Below are 16,270 nucleotides of genomic sequence, written 5' to 3'. Positions count from 1 at the left end.
GACTCCTGACTCAGCGGTAAACCGGGAAATCGGCGCACAGCGCGGCGACTTGGTCGGCAACGTTGGCCTCGACATCGGCGTCACCGAGGTTGTCGAGGATGTCGCAGATCCAGCCTGCCAGCGTGATGCATTGAGTAACTTTGAAGCCGCGGGTGGTCACCGCCGGAGTGCCGATGCGCAGCCCCGAGGTCACGAACGGCGATTGCGGATCGTTTGGTACGGCATTTTTGTTGACGGTAATGTGCGCGCGGCCCAGCGCTGCGTCCGCATCCTTGCCAGTCAGGCCCTGACGAATCAGGCTGACCAAAAACAGGTGGTTATCCGTCCCGCCCGAGACCACGTCGTAGCCGCGATCAATAAATACCTGCGCCATCGCCTGAGCGTTGTCGATGACCTGCTGTTGATAAGCTTTGAAACCGGGCTCCATGGCTTCTTTGAAGCACACCGCCTTGCCGGCGATCACGTGCATCAGCGGGCCACCCTGAGCGCCCGGGAACACGGCGGAATTGAGCTTCTTCTCGATCTCTTCGTTGGCCTTGGCCAGGATCAGGCCGCCACGTGGGCCACGCAGGGTTTTGTGAGTGGTGGTGGTCACTACGTCGGCGTATGGCAGCGGGTTCGGGTACAAGCCCGCGGCGACCAGACCGGCCACGTGGGCCATATCGACGAACAGCAGCGCGCCCACTTTGTCGGCGATCTGACGAAAGCGTGGAAAGTCCAGAGTCTTGGAGTAGGCCGAGAACCCGGCGACGATCATCTTCGGTTTGTGCTCAACGGCGAGTCGCTCGACTTCGTCATAGTCGATCAGCCCGGTGGCGACGTCGATGCCGTACTGCACGGCGTTGTACAGCTTGCCCGACGAAGACACCTTGGCACCGTGGGTCAAGTGGCCGCCATGGGCCAGGCTCATGCCGAGCAAGGTATCGCCGGCCTGCAGCAGCGCCAGATAAACCGCGCTGTTGGCCGACGACCCGGAGTGCGGTTGAACGTTGGCATAATCGGCGCCGAACAGCAGCTTGGCGCGATCGATCGCCAGCTGTTCAACCTTGTCGACATGCTCGCAGCCGCCGTAGTAACGCTTGCCGGGATAGCCCTCGGCATACTTGTTGGTCAGGCCGCTGCCTTGCGCCTGCATGACGCGCTTGCTGGTGTAGTTTTCGGAGGCGATCAGCTCGATATGGTCTTCCTGACGTTGCTCCTCGGCATTCATCGCCGCCAACAGTGCATCGTCATAACCTTGAATCTGGTCTTGCTTGCTGAACATCGCGGTTCTCCCAGCGGCGGCGCGGCGCCTGAATGATCGACAGGGCTTTGAACTGCCCTTTGAACCGATGGTAGGGCTGACGCAGACAGCCCAGATGCCTGCGCACGCCACGCAATGGTGCGTTTACGACATGGTGCACAGCGGATGTCATATCGGCGTGCCGCTAGCTTAACAACGGGGGCCAAGCCGAAGAGTTCTGCGGCGGAAGATCGGTCGGCTGTGCCTGGCGGAGGCTGTGAAGTTAATGTCTGATCAGACAAGTATCATGGGCAAGTCCCATCCGCCGTAGCACCTCAAGTGCGCCACTATCAAGTAGTTACACTTGAGCACATATTTACCAGCCGCACGCAAAGGCAATAGATCAGCGAAAACACAGCTTTCATATTAGCGTCCGCTATAAGCCATGAGCTGAAGCAGCAGTTATCCCGCGTTATTAGAAACATGTGAGCATGTCTACTGTCACTTGTGACAGTAGACGGTTGTGTTCTAGAGGGATAACGTTCATCGGGCATCGAAGCTAAATAAGCTTCGCCTGCCCTTAATGAATCATTACGAGCTGAGGGAAATAGCCATGACAGTCGATACAGCGCAAGCAAACATTGAGACGATCGAGAGCAAAGAACTCCCAGAAGCAGAGGTTTATTATCATCTGATGCCAGGTGACTATGGTTTTTATGCAGAGCTACCTTATCCCAGTCCTGGTTGGAAGGTGGTGGACAGAGTATGGAGTATCAATAGAACTACCGGGACTGCTAAAGCACTTGTTCGCTTGACCCCAGCAACTATTCCCGCTCCTCCTCCTCCTCCTAAATGATGCCCCGGGTGTACGACCATGAGTTAGTTATAATTCGCAACGTCTACTTGCTCTCAAACTACCTCATTGTCTTAGCAACTTTCGCCTAAGCTTCAGTCAGGCCATACCTCCCCTTACATGGGGAGGTATCAATCGCCATCCTCGAATTAAATAACCTTGGCGGACAACAACCCATCCGCCCTGAACATCCCGCGAATACCCCGCACGGCCTGACGAATCCGGTCCTGATTCTCGATGAGCGCAAAGCGCACGTGGTCGTCGCCGTATTCACCAAAACCGACACCGGGCGACACGCAGACTTTGGCTTCGGCCAGCAGCTTTTTGGCGAATTCCAGCGACCCCAGGTGCGCGTAAGCCTCGGGAATCTTGGCCCAGACATACATCGACGCTTTCGGGTTTTCGACCATCCAGCCCAGTTCGTGCAGACCTTTCACCAACACGTTACGGCGTTGGCGATACTGCTCGGCGATGTCGAGCACGCACTGTTGATCACCTTCCAGCGCAGCGATGGCGGCGACTTGCAGCGGCGTGAACGTGCCGTAGTCGTGGTAGCTCTTGATCCGCGCCAGCGCGTTGACCAGTTCGGGGTTGCCGACCATGAAGCCGATGCGCCAGCCCGCCATGTTGTAGCTCTTGGACAGGGTGAAAAACTCCACCGCGATGTCCTTGGCGCCGGGCACCTGCATGATCGACGGGGCTTTCCAGCCGTCATAGACGATGTCAGCGTAAGCCAGGTCGTGCACCACCAGCACGTCGTACTGCTTGGCGAGGGCAACGACGCGCTCGAAGAAGTCCAGCTCGACGCACTGAGCGGTCGGGTTGGACGGGAAACCCAGAATCATCATTTTCGGCTTGGGGATTGAGCCGCGAATGGCTTTCTCCAGCTCGGCGAAGAAGTCCACGCCCGGCACCAGCGGCACGGAGCGCACCTGGGCGCCGGCGATGACGGCACCGTAGATGTGAATCGGGTAACTGGGGTTCGGCACCAGAACAGTGTCGCCCTGATCCAGCGTGGCGAGCATCAGATGCGCCAGGCCCTCTTTGGAGCCGATGGTGACGATGGCTTCGTCTTCGGGGTCGATGTCGACGTCGTAACGTTTCTTGTACCAGCTGGAAATCGCCCGACGCAGACGCGGAATGCCACGCGAAGTCGAGTAGCCGTGAGTGTCTTCACGTTGGGCGACGGTGACCAGTTTCTCGACGATGTGCGGTGGCGTTGCCCCATCGGGGTTGCCCATGCTCAGGTCGATGATGTCCTCACCACGACGACGCGCAGCCATTTTCAGCTCGGCGGTGATGTTGAACACGTAAGGGGGGAGTCGATCGATGCGCGCAAAGCGGCGCGGCGAACCTTGGTCTGCCATGGAAACCTCTGAAGACGTAAGCGCCCGGAACCGTCCGAGCGACGCTGGCCACTGCGGTGGCCTGAGGCGGAAGATAAGGGCGGCGGCGGCGGTTTGTCTACATGGATCTAGCGGCACGCCACGAATTCCGGATTCGCCACGAATCCTGTAGGAGCGCGCTTGCCCGCGATGCGTCAGATCAGGTAAATCAAGGGTGACCGAGACCCTGCGTTCGCGGGCAAGCGCGCTCCTACAAGGGACTGCGTCACGCGAGGACCTGCCGCAGTCCAAACAGCGCCAAAAAATGCACCGGATAAATCGCGTACGCCCACCGCCGCATCGCCCACACACCGAATTCCAGGCGCCAGCGCAGAATCGCTAACCCCAACAGCGGCGCCATTAGACAGGCCACCAGCGCGCCAATGGAAATCGGATCGCCCCACAGCATGCCGTCGATAATCTTCGACCATTCGTTGCTCAATAAACAGTCGATACCCGGCACTATCGCGAGCCATATGGAAGTGCGCAGCACGAGCACAAACGCCAGAGGCAGCAAAACCCCATACATGCCGAACATCAACTGCGGCCCAAACAGAACACCAATCGCCAAGGCAGCGATACCCAGCACCCTCGCCGGCCAGGAGCTGCTCAAGCCGCCCTGCGCGACCAGCAAACCCAACGCCAGCGTCGGCAGCACGTTGAGGGTGGTGACCTCCCCGGCCATGTAAATCCTGTAGGGCAGCTCCGCGACAACAGCAAACACCGCCAGCCATGTCAGGTATTTCCATTTCACCGAAGGCTCGACCTCACGCCGACCACTGCGCACGACATTTACCGCAATCGCCAGGCAAAACCACGGGAACGCCAGGCGGCCCGGGACGTACAGCCAGTCAGCATCCCAGCCGACATAGCGCAGGTGATCCATCACCATGCTCAGCATTGCCAGCCACTTGAGCAGGTCCAGCGCGCGATCTCGCTCAGGTGCGGTTGCGGTTTTCAGTTCGGTCATGTTCCCTCGTTGTCTGGCTGAAATTTCTGACGCAAGAATGCATGACCAAACCGCTCAATCTTGGTTACAGTCGCAGCCTTCGATTACAGGGAAGCGGCCATGTCAGACCAAAGCCAGCAGTTTGCCAGCGACAACTATTCGGGAATTTGCCCGGAAGCGTGGGCGGCCATGGAGCAAGCCAACCACGGCCACCAGCGTGCCTACGGCGACGACCAGTGGACAGCGCGCGCGGCCGATCAATTCCGTCAGTTGTTCGAAACCGACTGCGAGGTGTTTTTTGCCTTCAACGGCACGGCGGCCAATTCCCTGGCCTTGTCATCGCTCTGTCAGAGCTACCACAGCGTCATCTGCTCCGAAACGGCTCACGTCGAAACGGACGAGTGCGGGGCACCCGAATTCTTCTCCAATGGCTCGAAACTGCTGACGGCGCGCAGCGAGAACGGCAAGTTGACGCCCGCCTCGATCCGGGAAGTCGCGCTCAAGCGCGCCGATATCCACTATCCGAAACCGCGCGTTGTCACGCTGACCCAGGCCACGGAAGTGGGCAGCATTTACTTGCCGGAAGAACTAAAAGCTATCAGTGACACCTGCAAAGAGCTGGGGCTGAACCTGCACATGGACGGTGCCCGTTTCGCCAATGCGTGCGCATTTCTCGGCTGCTCGCCAGCCGAGCTGACCTGGAAAGCCGGCGTCGATGTGTTGTGCTTTGGCGGGACCAAAAACGGCATGGCGGTGGGTGAGGCGATTCTGTTCTTCAACCACAAGCTCGCCGAAGACTTTGACTACCGCTGCAAGCAGGCCGGCCAACTCGCCTCGAAGATGCGATTCCTGTCTGCGCCGTGGGTAGGTTTGCTGGAAAACGACGCCTGGCTCAAACATGCACGCCACGCCAACAGCTGCGCTCAACTGCTGGCTGAGCTGGTGAGGGGTATTCCCGGCGTGGAATTGATGTTCCCGGTGCAGGCCAACGGCGTTTTCCTGCAATTGTCCGAAGCGGCCATTGCCGCGCTAACGGCGAGAGGCTGGCGGTTTTACACCTTCATCGGCAGCGGCGGCGCTCGTTTCATGTGCTCGTGGGACACAGAAGAATCCCGCGTGCGGGAGCTGGCAGCGGATATCCGGTTGGTAATGGGGAGCTGAGTCTGTCTGGGGAGTGCAGCCATTGTAGGAGCGCGCTTGCCCGCGAAAAATTGGACGACCACCGGGGATGTGGTCGACTGAACCGGCTATTCGCGGGCAAGCGCGCTCCTACACGTTGGAACTTGGATTCGACAGCAGGGCCGCGTTCACTCCCACACAGACGGCGTTTGCTGCGCGACAGAGCGGCGTTTAGACAAGGCAAGTCGCCCTCGGATGATGCCTGTCGGCAGATCCTGCCTTAATCCTCACCCGGCGCGGGGAATATGAATCAGCCCTGCGCAATCACCTTTTCAATCACCTCAACCGTCGCGCTGACCTTGTCTTCATAACGGCTCAGTGCCTGGGCATGCTGCTGCTTGAGTTCGATCTGCCTGGAACACAGGTTCAACGCAGCCAGAACCAGAAGTCGATCGCCGATCAGCGTCGGGTAGCTGCGTTTGGTTTCGAACAACGCCGATTTGAGCATGGCGACCGCGTCCATCAAGGTCTGCTCCTGGCCGGCAGGTGCCTTGATCGTGTAGTCGTTGCCAAGGATGGAAATAACCTTGGCGCCGTCCTGGTCAGTGATCATGCGTCAACCGCACTGACGCTGGTAGCGCGTTCAACCAGCGCTTGAATACGCGCCGCCGTTGCGCCCTGCTTCTCTTCCTGTTCCATCAAACTCAACTGAAGACTATCGTTGTCATCCCTGGCTTGCTTCAACGCATCGTTGAGCTGCGCGTTCGTGTTCTGCAGTTCCTGATTGTGCTGTACCAGGTCACTGACGAGCTTTTCCAACTGGCTTAGGGATGCTTCCAACATTTTGATATCTCAGGCAAATTTCAAAGGGCGCGTACGATAAAGAAAAGTCACTTTAGCTACCAGTGAAATCAGGGCAATTACGCCGCTACACCGACCAACAAGCACTTCTACTGCTTCTATTCCGCAAAACGCATAACGGCCCTGATTGACTGCGTTTTTGCGATCTTGTTCCGGCTGTTCGTCAGATCAATGGTTGCGACATAAGCGCACAGCGAAGACAGGCGGCTTCAAGTCCCGATGGGGGCGTCCGATAACCCGTGCATCTCTGTCGCTTTTTCTCTTTCGCCTCGCATGGATCGCGGCCTTCCTGGAACCGTAATGTCCCTACGTAATTTGAATATCGCGCCCCGCGCCTTCTTGGGCTTTTCCGTCATTGGTCTGTTGATGCTGATTCTGGGCGTCTTCGCTTTGTCGCAGATGAACAAGATCAACAACGCCAATGAAGTCATGGCCACCAACAGCATGCCGAGCATCAAGGCGCTGGATAAGCTGACCGAAGGCAGCATTCGCCTGCGAGTGCTCTCCTATCGCCTGATGCTCAACCGCGAACCTGAAACGCTGCAGAAGACCACCGAGCTGCTGGCCATGCGCAACAAGCAGATCGACGACGCCCGTGCGATTTACGTCAAGCTGATCTCTGCGCCGGAAGAACAGTCTGCCTACGATCAGTACGTGCAGCTGCTCAATGACTACCGCCAGCTAGAAAGCCGCATGAAGTCCTTGAGCCAGGCCAACGACATGACTGAACTGACCCGCCTGCTCAGTGCCGATCTGCAGATCAATTCGGACCAGATGAACGTGGCGCTCGGCAAGCTGGTGGAGATGAATACCCAGCAGCTCAATCAGGCCAGTGCAGATGCCAGCAAGCAGTACTCATCGGCATTCACCATGGTCGTCACGCTGCTGATCATTGCTACCGTGCTGACGCTGCTGTTCGCCTGGTTGCTGACCAAGAGCATCACCCAGCCCATCGATTCTGCGCTGAAGGCGGCCGAGGACATTGCCGAAGGCGACCTGACGCGCACCATTACGGTGGACGGTACCGACGAAGCGGGCCGCTTGCTGGCGGCCATGCTGAAGATGCAGTCCAAGCTGCGGGACACCCTGCAGCGAATTTCCGGTTCGGCGACTCAGCTGGCTTCTGCCGCCGAAGAGCTGAACGCCGTCACCGACGAAAGCGCGCGGGGCCTTTCCCAGCAGAACAACGAAATCGAACAGGCGGCCACCGCCGTCAACCAGATGACCAGCGCCGTGGAAGAAGTCGCGCGCAACGCGGTCAGCACTTCGGAAGCGTCGAAAAACGCCACCACGTCCGCCAGCGATGGCCGCGACCTGGTACAGGAAACCGTCAGCGCGATCGAGCGCATGAGCAACGATGTGCAAAGCACGTCCACGCTGATCGGCAACCTGGCAGACGAGTCCCGTGACATCGGCAAAGTGCTGGATGTCATTCGCGGCCTGGCCGACCAGACCAACCTGCTCGCCCTTAACGCCGCCATCGAAGCCGCCCGCGCCGGTGAGGCTGGCCGTGGTTTTGCTGTGGTCGCCGACGAAGTCCGGGCCCTCGCCCATCGCACTCAGCAGTCGACCAGCGAAATCGAACGCATGATCGGCAGCATCCAGGGCGGTACCGAGCAAGCCGTGAATTCCATGCGCAGCAGCACCGAACGCGCCGAATCCACGTTGAACATCGCCAAAGGCGCTGGCCTTGCGCTGGACACCATTAACAGCGCAGTCGTGGAAATCAACGAACGGAATCTGGTGATCGCCAGTGCTGCCGAAGAGCAGGCGCAGGTCGCGCGCGAAGTGGACCGTAATCTGGTGAACATCCGCGACCTCTCGACTCAATCGGCGACCGGTGCCAATCAGACCAGCGCTGCAAGTAACGAGCTGTCGCGCCTGGCCGTGGACTTGAACGGGATGGTTGCGCGCTTCAAGGTGTAAGCAACCCGTCGATCACAGTGTAGGAGCGCGCTTGCCCGCGAAAAAAACAACGCGGTCTCTCAGGTAGACCGCGTCATTGTTCATCGCGGGCAAGCGCGCTCCTACACAGCTCGATCAATACTCAATCCGCACATCTCCCTTCGGCACGCTGCAGCAGGCCAGGATGTAGCCTTCATCGACGTCGTCGTCAGTAATCCCGCCGTTGTGTTCCATCTCGACCTCCCCGCTCAGCTTCATCACCTTGCAGGTGCCGCAGATACCCATGCCGCATGCCTTGGGAATCATCAGGCCGAGCTTGGCGGCTGCAGCGTGGACGGTTTCGCCTGGCGCGACGCGAATACTCTTGCCGGTGTCGGTGAATTCCACCTGATGCAGGTCAGCAACATCCACATCGGGCGCATCAGCCGCCTGCTCGGCCTGTTCGACTGCGTCGGCGCGAGCCTCCGGAGGCGTCGCGCCAAATGACTCTTCATGGTACTGGGCCATGTTGAAGCCGTTGGCTTCAAGCAACCTTTTGACGGCGCTCATGTAAGGCGTCGGCCCACAGCAGAACACCTCGCGCTCCATGAAATCCGGCGCCATCAGTTCAAGCATCTTCTGGTTCAGATAGCCCCGGTATCCTGCCCACGGCTCGCCCAACCCGTGCTTCTCACAGACGATGTGCAGCGAGAAGTTGTTGATGCGCGATGCCATCTGTTCCAGTTCGCGGTGGTAGATGATGTCTTTGGGCGAGCGCGAGCTGTGGACAAAGACCATGTCCACGTTGGCGTTGGTGTCGTAATACCAGCGCGCCATGGACATGACCGGCGTGATGCCGACGCCGCCGCTGAGGTAGAGGATTTTCGGATTCGGAAAGTCGATGGCATTGAACAGGCCCACCGGCCCGTGCACTGCCAGCTCCTGCCCTTCATGCAGCGTGTCGTGCAGCCAGTTTGAAACTTTGCCGCCAGGCACTCGCTTGATGGTGATCGAGAAACTGTACGGCACCGAGGGCGAACTGGAGATGGTGTACGAGCGCATGATCGGCACGCCGTCGATCTCCAGCTCCAGCGTCACAAACTGGCCGGGCTTGAAGAAGAACAGTATCGGCTGGTCAGCCATGAAGCAGAACGTGCGCACGTCCCAGGTTTCCTGGATCACTTTGACGACCCGCACCAGGTGCCGACCATTGGCCCACGTCTGGGTGTTGACCGGGCTCAGGAAACTCTGGGACATGCTCATTCTCCACGGCCGACGGTCGGCCTCTCATGGTGGCGATTCTGCGTAACGCAGGATCCGCCTATTTACCTATCAGCGACATTCACATACTTATGGCGACCAGCCCCGGTCTATAGGGGCTGCGCCGTCGGAAACTGATTCGGCCATGTCGCCCATGGACAAGATTCACGTCGCGCCCGGCTCCACACTCGCCATCAGTTCGTTACAGATTCTTTAGCTATCAGCGTGCACATCAGTCACCACCGCCGTTTCGCGCGCATGGTCACACACCCAACGTATCAGCCACATTCGTAGGCTGCGCAACGCGCGGCCTGAGGACTTGAAAGATGGACGTCACCGCAACTCTGAGCTTGGGCGATCCGCTGGAACCTGCGCGCAAGGCGACTGCCGAGATGCTGCAAACACGCGAGCGCACTTACTCGCTGCCGCAGCCTTTCTACAGCGATGAGCGGCTGTTTGAAATCGACATGCAGGAAATCTTTCAGAAAGAGTGGCTGATCGCAGGCATGACCTGTGAGGTGCCGGCCAAAGGCAATTTCCTCACGCTTCAAATCGGCAAGAACCCGATTCTGGTGGTGCGGGCACCGGACGGTTCGATCAACGCCTTCCATAACGTCTGCCGCCACCGTGGCTCGCGCCTGTGTACGAAGGAGAAAGGCAAGGTCGCCAAGCTCGTGTGCCCTTATCACCAATGGACGTACGAGCTCGACGGTCGCCTGCTGTATGCGGGAACCGAGATGGGCGCGGACTTCGACATGAAGCAGTTCGGCCTCAAGCCGGTGCACTGCAAGGTGGCGGGCGGTTACATCTTCATCAGCATGGCGAGCAACCCTCCCGCCATTGACGCGTTCCTGCAGACGCTGAATCACTACATGGAACCCTACGACATGGAGAACACCAAGGTGGCGGTGCAAACCACCCTGGTCGAAAAAGCCAACTGGAAGCTCGTTCTGGAAAACAACCGCGAGTGCTACCACTGCAACGCTTCGCACCCCGAGTTACTGAATACTTTGCTGGAGTGGGACGACGTTACCGACCCACGTGCCGACCAGGCCTTCAAGGACCACGTCGCTGCCTCTGCCGCAGCCTGGGAAGCCGAGAAGATCCCGTTTGCCCACGCAAGTTTTGGCTTGCGTAACCGTATCGTGCGCATGCCGCTGCTCAAAGGCACCGTATCGATGACGATGGACGGCAAGCCCGGCAGCAAGAAACTGATGGGGCGCATTCAGAACCCGGATCTGGGCTCGATGCGTATCCTGCACTTGCCGCATTCGTGGAACCACTGCATGGGTGATCACGTGATCGTATTCACCGTGTGGCCCGTCAGTGCGCAGGAAACCCTGGTCACCACCAAGTGGCTGGTGCACAAGGACGCTGTCGAGGGTGTGGATTACGACGTCGCTCGCCTGCGCGAAGTCTGGGACGCCACCAATGATCAGGACCGTCGGCTGGCCGAAGAAAACCAGCGCGGCATCAACTCTGTCGCGTATCAGCCAGGGCCGTATTCAAAAACCTATGAATTCGGGGTGGTTAACTTCATCGACTGGTACAGCGCCAAGCTGCTGGAGAACATGGGCGCCGAACCCGCTTCGTATTTGAAAGGCGTGGCGGTTAATCACGAATAAGGTTTCACTTGGCTTAGGCAGCACATCACTGCGGGCAACCGCGCCCCATAGGCATACGACCTGTAGGAGCGCGCTTGCCCGCGATGCTTTTTGTCCTGTGTATAAATTAGGGAGCACTGATACCGAACCATCGTAGATCGCGTATCGCCCGATAAAGCGCGGGTATCTGGTTAAGAAATGACCAGTCGGACCATCGGCCCGGTTTCAGTGGAGCTGCGAGGTACACGAACACGTTATCCACAGAACAACCAACAGCCTATGTGCGTAACTCTGCACTACCCTTGTGGAAAACTCGTTACATGACTGTTCTTGAGCGTAAAGGCTTAACCGCGGACCATTGCCCGCACGATTGATCATATTTTGATCATATGCCTGAAAACCTCTTGGAACGAGGCCTGTAAAGGATCACGAACATCTTATCCACATGTGCGCACACAGAGATTGTGGGTAAGAAAAATGCACGCCCGCTCAGCCCTGTGGAAAAACCTGCGGCGAATCAGGGAGATAGCTGATCAAATATTAGCCACGGCGCCAGAAGCACCGCAATTGATGGGCTACAGCAATGGCTGAACAGTTTATCCACAGGCGCATCAACAGCGATTGTGGGTAATACACGAATCCAGCAACCGAATCGGACGCGTCTGACATTCATACCCTTTCGAGAGCGGTAGACTGCCGCCCATCATCGATTCGGAGTGATCAGAAATGACAGTACCGGTACGTTTCTCTGAGCGGGTTGTCCTTCGGGCCAACGCTCAGCTGATACAACAACGCGGGCGACCCACCAGCCTTCCAAGGGAGCTGCTGGGTATCGTGACCTACAGACCCAGAACGGTTGGAGAGATCAAAAGCGCATTCGCCTGCGCCTACGCAAAAATGCAACGGACCTGATGACCATGTCCAAAGCAGGTCATCGAACAAGTCTTCGACGTAGCGATCATTGATTCGCCATCGGCGGAGCAAGCGGTAGAAAGCCGGCCGCCAGACCAATCGCTTCCAGCTGAAAAAGGCGCCACTTAGAGCGCCTTTTCCAATGCTGAAAAGCATTCAACGCACCACGCCCTCCTCCACCAGCAGTTTCAAAATAGCCGCCGCCCCTTCTTGCGCACTGACGCCCTTGAGTACCTGGCCGCCGCCTCCGTTCGCCTTGGCCGTCGCGGCCTTCATACGGTCGGCACCGCTTTTGGCCTTGATCACCTTCAGGCGCTTGGGTCTGGGCTTGGCTGGGCTGAGTTGGGCGCTTGTGGATATCTCGTCAATGACGACTTCAATGTCCTCCACATCGAGCAGACCGCGTTGCGCCGGACCGAATGCGCTCTGACGCGGCTTGGGTGCGGCGTTATCCACAGTGGCGAGCAAAGGCAATCGCACTTTCAATCGGCGGCGTTGACCACGGGGCAACGCCTGAAGCACCAGGGCGCTGCCATTGCTGATGCTTTCGACCTCGGCCAAACCGACAACCAACGGCCAGCCAAGTTTTTCGGCCAGCAGATAAGGGAGCATTCCAGAGCCCTCACCGGTTTCAGCCTGGCTGCCCGTCAGCACCAACTGCACCCCGGATTCGCGGATGTAGTCCGCGAGCCCAGGCAATGCGTCGGCACCTATTGGCTGCGAAAGCACATGAAGTTCGTCCAGGCCCATCCCCAAGTAACCGCGCAACGCTGGCTCATCGGCATCCCCTGCATGCAACACATGCAAGTTATCCCCAGCCAGTTGCAAGCCAAGCTCGACCGCGCGCGCATCCTGCTCGGCGCGTCTAGGTCGTCCGGAGGTGGGATGGGCGCCAACTGACACCAGGGTGATCACGTGCAACGCGCTTTTATCCACAGACCCATCGGTGTCAGGCCGCATCTCGTTTCGCCCCATTTCGGTAGTGCTCGACCGCTTCGATAAGCGCTTCGAGGATGGCAGAGCTCTCGCCGATGACCGACAAGTCAGCCCGCTTGATCATGTCGCAGGTCGGGTCAAGATTGACGGCCACAACTTTGTCGCAGGTACCGATACCCTGCAGATGCTGGATCGCTCCGGAGATACCGACCGCCACGTAAACGCGCGCGGTTACCCACGTGCCAGAGGCGCCGACCTGCCGATCCCGAGTCATGAAGCCATCATCCACCGCCACCCGGGATGCGCCTTCGGTCGCCCCCAGCGCAACAGCGGTTCGATGAAACAGCGACCAGTCCTTGACTCCGTTGCCGCCTGAGAAAATGAACTCCGCTTCCGACATGGGGATAAGTGCGGGATCAACCGCCACAGCCCCCAAATCCTCAATACGCGTCAGGCTACGCGGAACGGTTGTGGGTAACTCGACCGGCAGCGCTTCATGCCGCGTTTCGCTGACAGGCTCTGCACACTCGGCGGCTGCCAGGATCAGGCGCGACAGCGGACGCGACAAGTCTTCAGCGCCCGCCCCAGCAAGTCCAATGCACGTATCGCCCGACACCTGCCACACGCGGGTCGACGGGCGCTCACCCAGACTGGCCGCAAACCGCCGACCGAGTTCGCCTCCGCCATTTCGGCTGTCGGGCAACAGCCAGTGACGCGGGGCAAATTGGTTATCCACAGCTCGCAATCCCTGAATGCGTTGTTCGGGGGAATAACCGGCGAACTCGTTGCCTTGCATAACCAACAGCCGATCAACGCCGGCGATGTCGAAGGCACTCTCCTTGTGCTCGCCAAACACCACCGCCAGCACCGCGCCCTCGCCGCCCGCCATCTTGTGAGCCAGACCCAGCACGTCACGGTCGTGGCTGCTCAAGCGGCCGCCAACCATGTCAGGCACGACGGCAATGTAAGAGGACGGCTCGGTCACTCGATGCAGCGGTAGCTGCACTTCAACCGACACCGGACGTTTGGCCATGCCGCCCTGCTGGGCACCGCTTCGATCAATGCGCTTGATGCCGTTGGGTCCGACAAAGCCGGCGCCATGCACGTTCTTGCGCATTACGCCGTTAGGCCCCATCCAGCTGGCTTGTGTCGGTTGCATGGCGGCGTGCAGAGGATGCAGCCGGTTGCGTGCGATCCATTCGGCATGGGGGTCGCGGCGAATAATGTCGCTCATCAGTGCGCCTCCGCAGGTTCACGTCGAGCCGCTGCCGGTTTTGCAGGCGCGGGTTGATCAAGCAGTGCGTCAGCGACCAGTTCTGCGATGTCTTTGATCATCGGCCGAGGCTCGACCACGCCTTCAAGCATGGCGGTGCATTGTGGACAACCCACTGCAACCAGTTCTGCGCCGGTTTCGCGGATGTCTTCCATGCGCATGTCGGGGATGCGCTGCCTGCCGGGGATGTCAGTAATCGGCGCACCGCCACCGCCACCGCAGCAACGTGAACGAAAGCCCGACCGGACCATTTCCTTGACCTCAATGCCGAGCGCACGCAGTACGTCTCGCGGCGCCTGGTATTCACCGTTGTAACGTCCCAGATAGCAGGGGTCGTGGTAGGTCACACTGGAGCCTTTATGCTGGCCCAGGTTCAGCGCGCCGCCGCCAATCAGTTCGGCCATGTAGGTGCTGTGGTGCTGCACCAGGTAGTGACCGTCGAAGGCACCGTATTCATTTTTCAGAACGTGAAAACTGTGCGGGTCGCAGGTGACGATGCGTTTGAAATCGTACTGCGCCAGCGTCTTGATGTTGCGCCGGGCGAGCATCTGGAATGTTGCTTCATCGCCCAGACGACGCGCGACATCACCGCTGTCGCGCTCTTCGAGACCCAGCACGGCAAAGTCGACCCTGGCTGCTTTCAGCACTTTGACGAAGGCGCGCAGGGTGCGTTGATTGCGCATATCGAAGGCGCCGTCACCCACCCAGAACAGCACGTCGACGGTTTTTCTGTCGCTCATCACGTCTAGGTTCAGGTCAGCCGCCCAGTTCATGCGCCCACCCGGTGCGAAGCCGCCGGGGTTGTCCGTGGCGATCAGGTTTTCCAGCACCTCGGCGCCTTTATTGGGAGTGGCGCCTTTTTCCAGCGTGAGATACCGGCGCATGTCGACGATGGCGTCCACGTGCTCGATCATCATCGGGCACTCTTCTACGCAGGCGCGGCAGGTGGTGCAGGACCACAAGGTTTCCGCATCGACCAGCCCGTTGACGATCGGTTGATGCGGGTTGCCGCCGTGCTCGCCAATGGGCTTGCCCTTGCCGTCCAGCGACGGGTATGGGCTACCGGCGAAAGAGGCGTCGGTGCCGCCCGCCAGACCCACCACCATGTCCTGAATCAGCTTCTTCGGGTTCAGCGGCTGACCCGCAGCAAACGCTGGACAGGCCGCTTCGCACTTGCCGCATTGCACGCAGGCGTCGAAACCGAGCAGCTGGTTCCAGGTGAAGTCCTTGGGTTTTTCCACGCCCAGCGGTGCGGTCTTGTCAGTGAGATCCAGAGGCTTGAGCCCGGTCGAGCGACCGCCGCCGAAACGCTCGGGTCGACGGTGCCAGGCCAAATGCAACGCGCCGGCAAAGGCGTGCTTCATCGGCCCGCCCCACGTGATGCCGAGGAATAGCTCGCAAATGCCCCAGAGCACGCCGATGCCCAAGATGATTGCCAGCAGCCAGCCGCCAAAGTTGTCCGGAAGAATGCCCGCGACCGGCAAGGTAACAATGAAAAACGAGCCCGAGAACGCCAGCAAGCTTTTGGGCAGGCGCATCCACGGCCCTTTTGACAGGCGGCTTGGCGGCTGGCGGCGACGCAGATACATGAAGATTGCGCCCACAAACATCACAGCCGACATCAGCAAAAGCGCATAACCGAGGACACGGTTATGCAGGCCGAACCCGTGGACGAGAATCGCCAGTACGATCGACGCAACGGCGCCGCCTGCGGTGGCCACATGGGTGTTGGCGATGTACTTGTCGCGCGCGACAACGTGGTGAAGATCGACCATATAGCGCTTGGGCATCGCCAGCAGGCCGCCGAACAGGTCGACTTTCGCCGCACGCCCGTTGCGCCACATGGCCGCACGCCTGAAGGCGCCGAGGACGGCGAGACCCAAGGCAGCGAAGATCAGGACAGGAAGAAGGGTGTTGAGCATGATGGCTCCTACAGGTGTACCGAATCTTTCTTTGTAGGGGCGCGCTTGCCCGCGATTCAGGCAGTGCGGTTTCTCAGGCAGACCGCGTCA

Annotated in this window: 13 protein-coding genes and 1 pseudogene; 5 read left to right on the top strand and 9 right to left on the bottom strand. The window is 59.2% G+C overall.

Annotation, left to right across the window (positions count from 1 at the left end):
* Nucleotides 1–10: 10 nt before the first annotated feature.
* Nucleotides 11–1,264, bottom strand: a complete 1,254-nt coding sequence (glyA, locus tag QRN48_RS12390) for a serine hydroxymethyltransferase (RefSeq protein WP_037019004.1) — start codon at nt 1,262–1,264, stop codon at nt 11–13.
* A gap of 571 nt (nt 1,265–1,835) precedes the next feature.
* On the opposite strand from glyA, the gene QRN48_RS12385 reads away from it, so the two are divergent.
* Complete coding sequence (locus QRN48_RS12385) at nt 1,836–2,078, top strand: hypothetical protein (protein ID WP_285350852.1); 243 nt, start codon at nt 1,836–1,838, stop codon at nt 2,076–2,078.
* Between the two features lie 146 nt (nt 2,079–2,224).
* On the opposite strand, the gene alaC is transcribed toward QRN48_RS12385, so the two are convergent.
* The gene (gene alaC, locus QRN48_RS12380) at nt 2,225–3,442 is read right to left on the bottom strand and encodes an alanine transaminase (RefSeq protein WP_285350850.1); all 1,218 of its coding nucleotides are present in this window, start codon (nt 3,440–3,442) and stop codon (nt 2,225–2,227) included.
* 244 nt (nt 3,443–3,686) lie between these two features.
* Nucleotides 3,687–4,430: a TraX family protein gene (locus tag QRN48_RS12375; RefSeq protein WP_285350848.1), complete on the bottom strand. Its 744-nt coding sequence runs from the start codon at nt 4,428–4,430 to the stop codon at nt 3,687–3,689.
* Nucleotides 4,431–4,529: 99 nt separating this feature from the next.
* Between QRN48_RS12375 and QRN48_RS12370 the strand changes: the two genes are divergently transcribed.
* Nucleotides 4,530–5,570: a threonine aldolase family protein gene (locus QRN48_RS12370; RefSeq protein WP_285350847.1), complete on the top strand. Its 1,041-nt coding sequence runs from the start codon at nt 4,530–4,532 to the stop codon at nt 5,568–5,570.
* Nucleotides 5,571–5,838: 268 nt separating this feature from the next.
* Here the strand turns inward: QRN48_RS12370 and QRN48_RS12365 are convergent, their stop codons facing one another.
* Together QRN48_RS12365 and QRN48_RS12360 are read right to left on the bottom strand one after the other, a co-directional pair.
* Nucleotides 5,839–6,141, bottom strand: a complete 303-nt coding sequence (locus QRN48_RS12365) for a cell division protein ZapA (RefSeq protein WP_037018997.1) — start codon at nt 6,139–6,141, stop codon at nt 5,839–5,841.
* The gene (locus tag QRN48_RS12360) at nt 6,138–6,371 is read right to left on the bottom strand and encodes a hypothetical protein (protein WP_285350845.1); all 234 of its coding nucleotides are present in this window, start codon (nt 6,369–6,371) and stop codon (nt 6,138–6,140) included. Before QRN48_RS12360 ends, QRN48_RS12365 begins: the two co-directional genes overlap by 4 nt.
* A gap of 237 nt (nt 6,372–6,608) precedes the next feature.
* Here QRN48_RS12360 and QRN48_RS25395 point away from each other — a divergent pair.
* Together QRN48_RS25395 and QRN48_RS25390 are read left to right on the top strand one after the other, a co-directional pair.
* Nucleotides 6,609–7,460, top strand: a pseudogene (locus QRN48_RS25395) (MCP four helix bundle domain-containing protein); the annotation flags it as partial.
* Nucleotides 7,443–8,315, top strand: a complete 873-nt coding sequence (locus QRN48_RS25390) for a methyl-accepting chemotaxis protein (protein ID WP_414705595.1) — start codon at nt 7,443–7,445, stop codon at nt 8,313–8,315. The pseudogene QRN48_RS25395 and the gene QRN48_RS25390, both read left to right, overlap by 18 nt.
* 114 nt (nt 8,316–8,429) lie before the next feature.
* On the opposite strand, the gene gbcB is transcribed toward QRN48_RS25390, so the two are convergent.
* Complete coding sequence (gene gbcB, locus QRN48_RS12350) at nt 8,430–9,530, bottom strand: glycine betaine monooxygenase reductase subunit (RefSeq protein WP_037018991.1); 1,101 nt, start codon at nt 9,528–9,530, stop codon at nt 8,430–8,432.
* Between the two features lie 329 nt (nt 9,531–9,859).
* Between gbcB and gbca the strand changes: the two genes are divergently transcribed.
* The gene (gbca, locus tag QRN48_RS12345) at nt 9,860–11,158 is read left to right on the top strand and encodes a glycine betaine monooxygenase oxygenase subunit (protein WP_037018989.1); all 1,299 of its coding nucleotides are present in this window, start codon (nt 9,860–9,862) and stop codon (nt 11,156–11,158) included.
* 1,047 nt (nt 11,159–12,205) lie between these two features.
* On the opposite strand, the gene etfB is transcribed toward gbca, so the two are convergent.
* Genes etfB through dgcB form a run of 3 tightly spaced genes read right to left on the bottom strand, consistent with a single transcriptional unit; the run spans nt 12,206 to nt 16,180 of the window.
* Nucleotides 12,206–13,009, bottom strand: a complete 804-nt coding sequence (etfB, locus tag QRN48_RS12340) for an electron transfer flavoprotein subunit beta (protein ID WP_191944599.1) — start codon at nt 13,007–13,009, stop codon at nt 12,206–12,208.
* Entirely contained in the window at nt 12,999–14,219 is a 1,221-nt protein-coding gene (gene etfA / locus QRN48_RS12335) for an electron transfer flavoprotein subunit alpha (protein ID WP_191944600.1), read from the bottom strand. The genes etfB and etfA overlap by 11 nt, the downstream gene beginning before the upstream one ends.
* Nucleotides 14,219–16,180, bottom strand: coding sequence for a dimethylglycine demethylation protein DgcB (dgcB, locus tag QRN48_RS12330; protein WP_191944601.1), 1,962 nt, complete (start codon nt 16,178–16,180; stop codon nt 14,219–14,221). Before dgcB ends, etfA begins: the two co-directional genes overlap by 1 nt.
* Between the last annotated feature and the right edge of the window lie 90 nt (nt 16,181–16,270).

The organism is Pseudomonas sp. ME-P-057 (assembly GCF_030208975.1).
GTDB classification, from domain to species: domain Bacteria; phylum Pseudomonadota; class Gammaproteobacteria; order Pseudomonadales; family Pseudomonadaceae; genus Aquipseudomonas; species Aquipseudomonas lutea.
The sequence above is the reverse complement of the archived record's forward strand: the minus strand, read 5'-3'. Positions and strand labels throughout refer to the sequence as shown.

Coding starts and splice junctions, on each gene's coding strand:
- QRN48_RS25390 (WP_414705595.1), top strand. CDS start 7,443: ATGCTGAAGATGCAGTCCAAGCTGCGGGACACCCTGCAGCGAATTTCC.
- dgcB (WP_191944601.1), bottom strand. CDS start 16,180: ATGCTCAACACCCTTCTTCCTGTCCTGATCTTCGCTGCCTTGGGTCTC.
- etfA (WP_191944600.1), bottom strand. CDS start 14,219: ATGAGCGACATTATTCGCCGCGACCCCCATGCCGAATGGATCGCACGC.
- QRN48_RS12375 (WP_285350848.1), bottom strand. CDS start 4,430: ATGACCGAACTGAAAACCGCAACCGCACCTGAGCGAGATCGCGCGCTG.
- QRN48_RS12385 (WP_285350852.1), top strand. CDS start 1,836: ATGACAGTCGATACAGCGCAAGCAAACATTGAGACGATCGAGAGCAAA.
- gbca (WP_037018989.1), top strand. CDS start 9,860: ATGGACGTCACCGCAACTCTGAGCTTGGGCGATCCGCTGGAACCTGCG.
- etfB (WP_191944599.1), bottom strand. CDS start 13,009: ATGCGGCCTGACACCGATGGGTCTGTGGATAAAAGCGCGTTGCACGTG.
- alaC (WP_285350850.1), bottom strand. CDS start 3,442: ATGGCAGACCAAGGTTCGCCGCGCCGCTTTGCGCGCATCGATCGACTC.
- gbcB (WP_037018991.1), bottom strand. CDS start 9,530: ATGTCCCAGAGTTTCCTGAGCCCGGTCAACACCCAGACGTGGGCCAAT.
- QRN48_RS12365 (WP_037018997.1), bottom strand. CDS start 6,141: ATGATCACTGACCAGGACGGCGCCAAGGTTATTTCCATCCTTGGCAAC.
- QRN48_RS12370 (WP_285350847.1), top strand. CDS start 4,530: ATGTCAGACCAAAGCCAGCAGTTTGCCAGCGACAACTATTCGGGAATT.
- glyA (WP_037019004.1), bottom strand. CDS start 1,264: ATGTTCAGCAAGCAAGACCAGATTCAAGGTTATGACGATGCACTGTTG.
- QRN48_RS12360 (WP_285350845.1), bottom strand. CDS start 6,371: ATGTTGGAAGCATCCCTAAGCCAGTTGGAAAAGCTCGTCAGTGACCTG.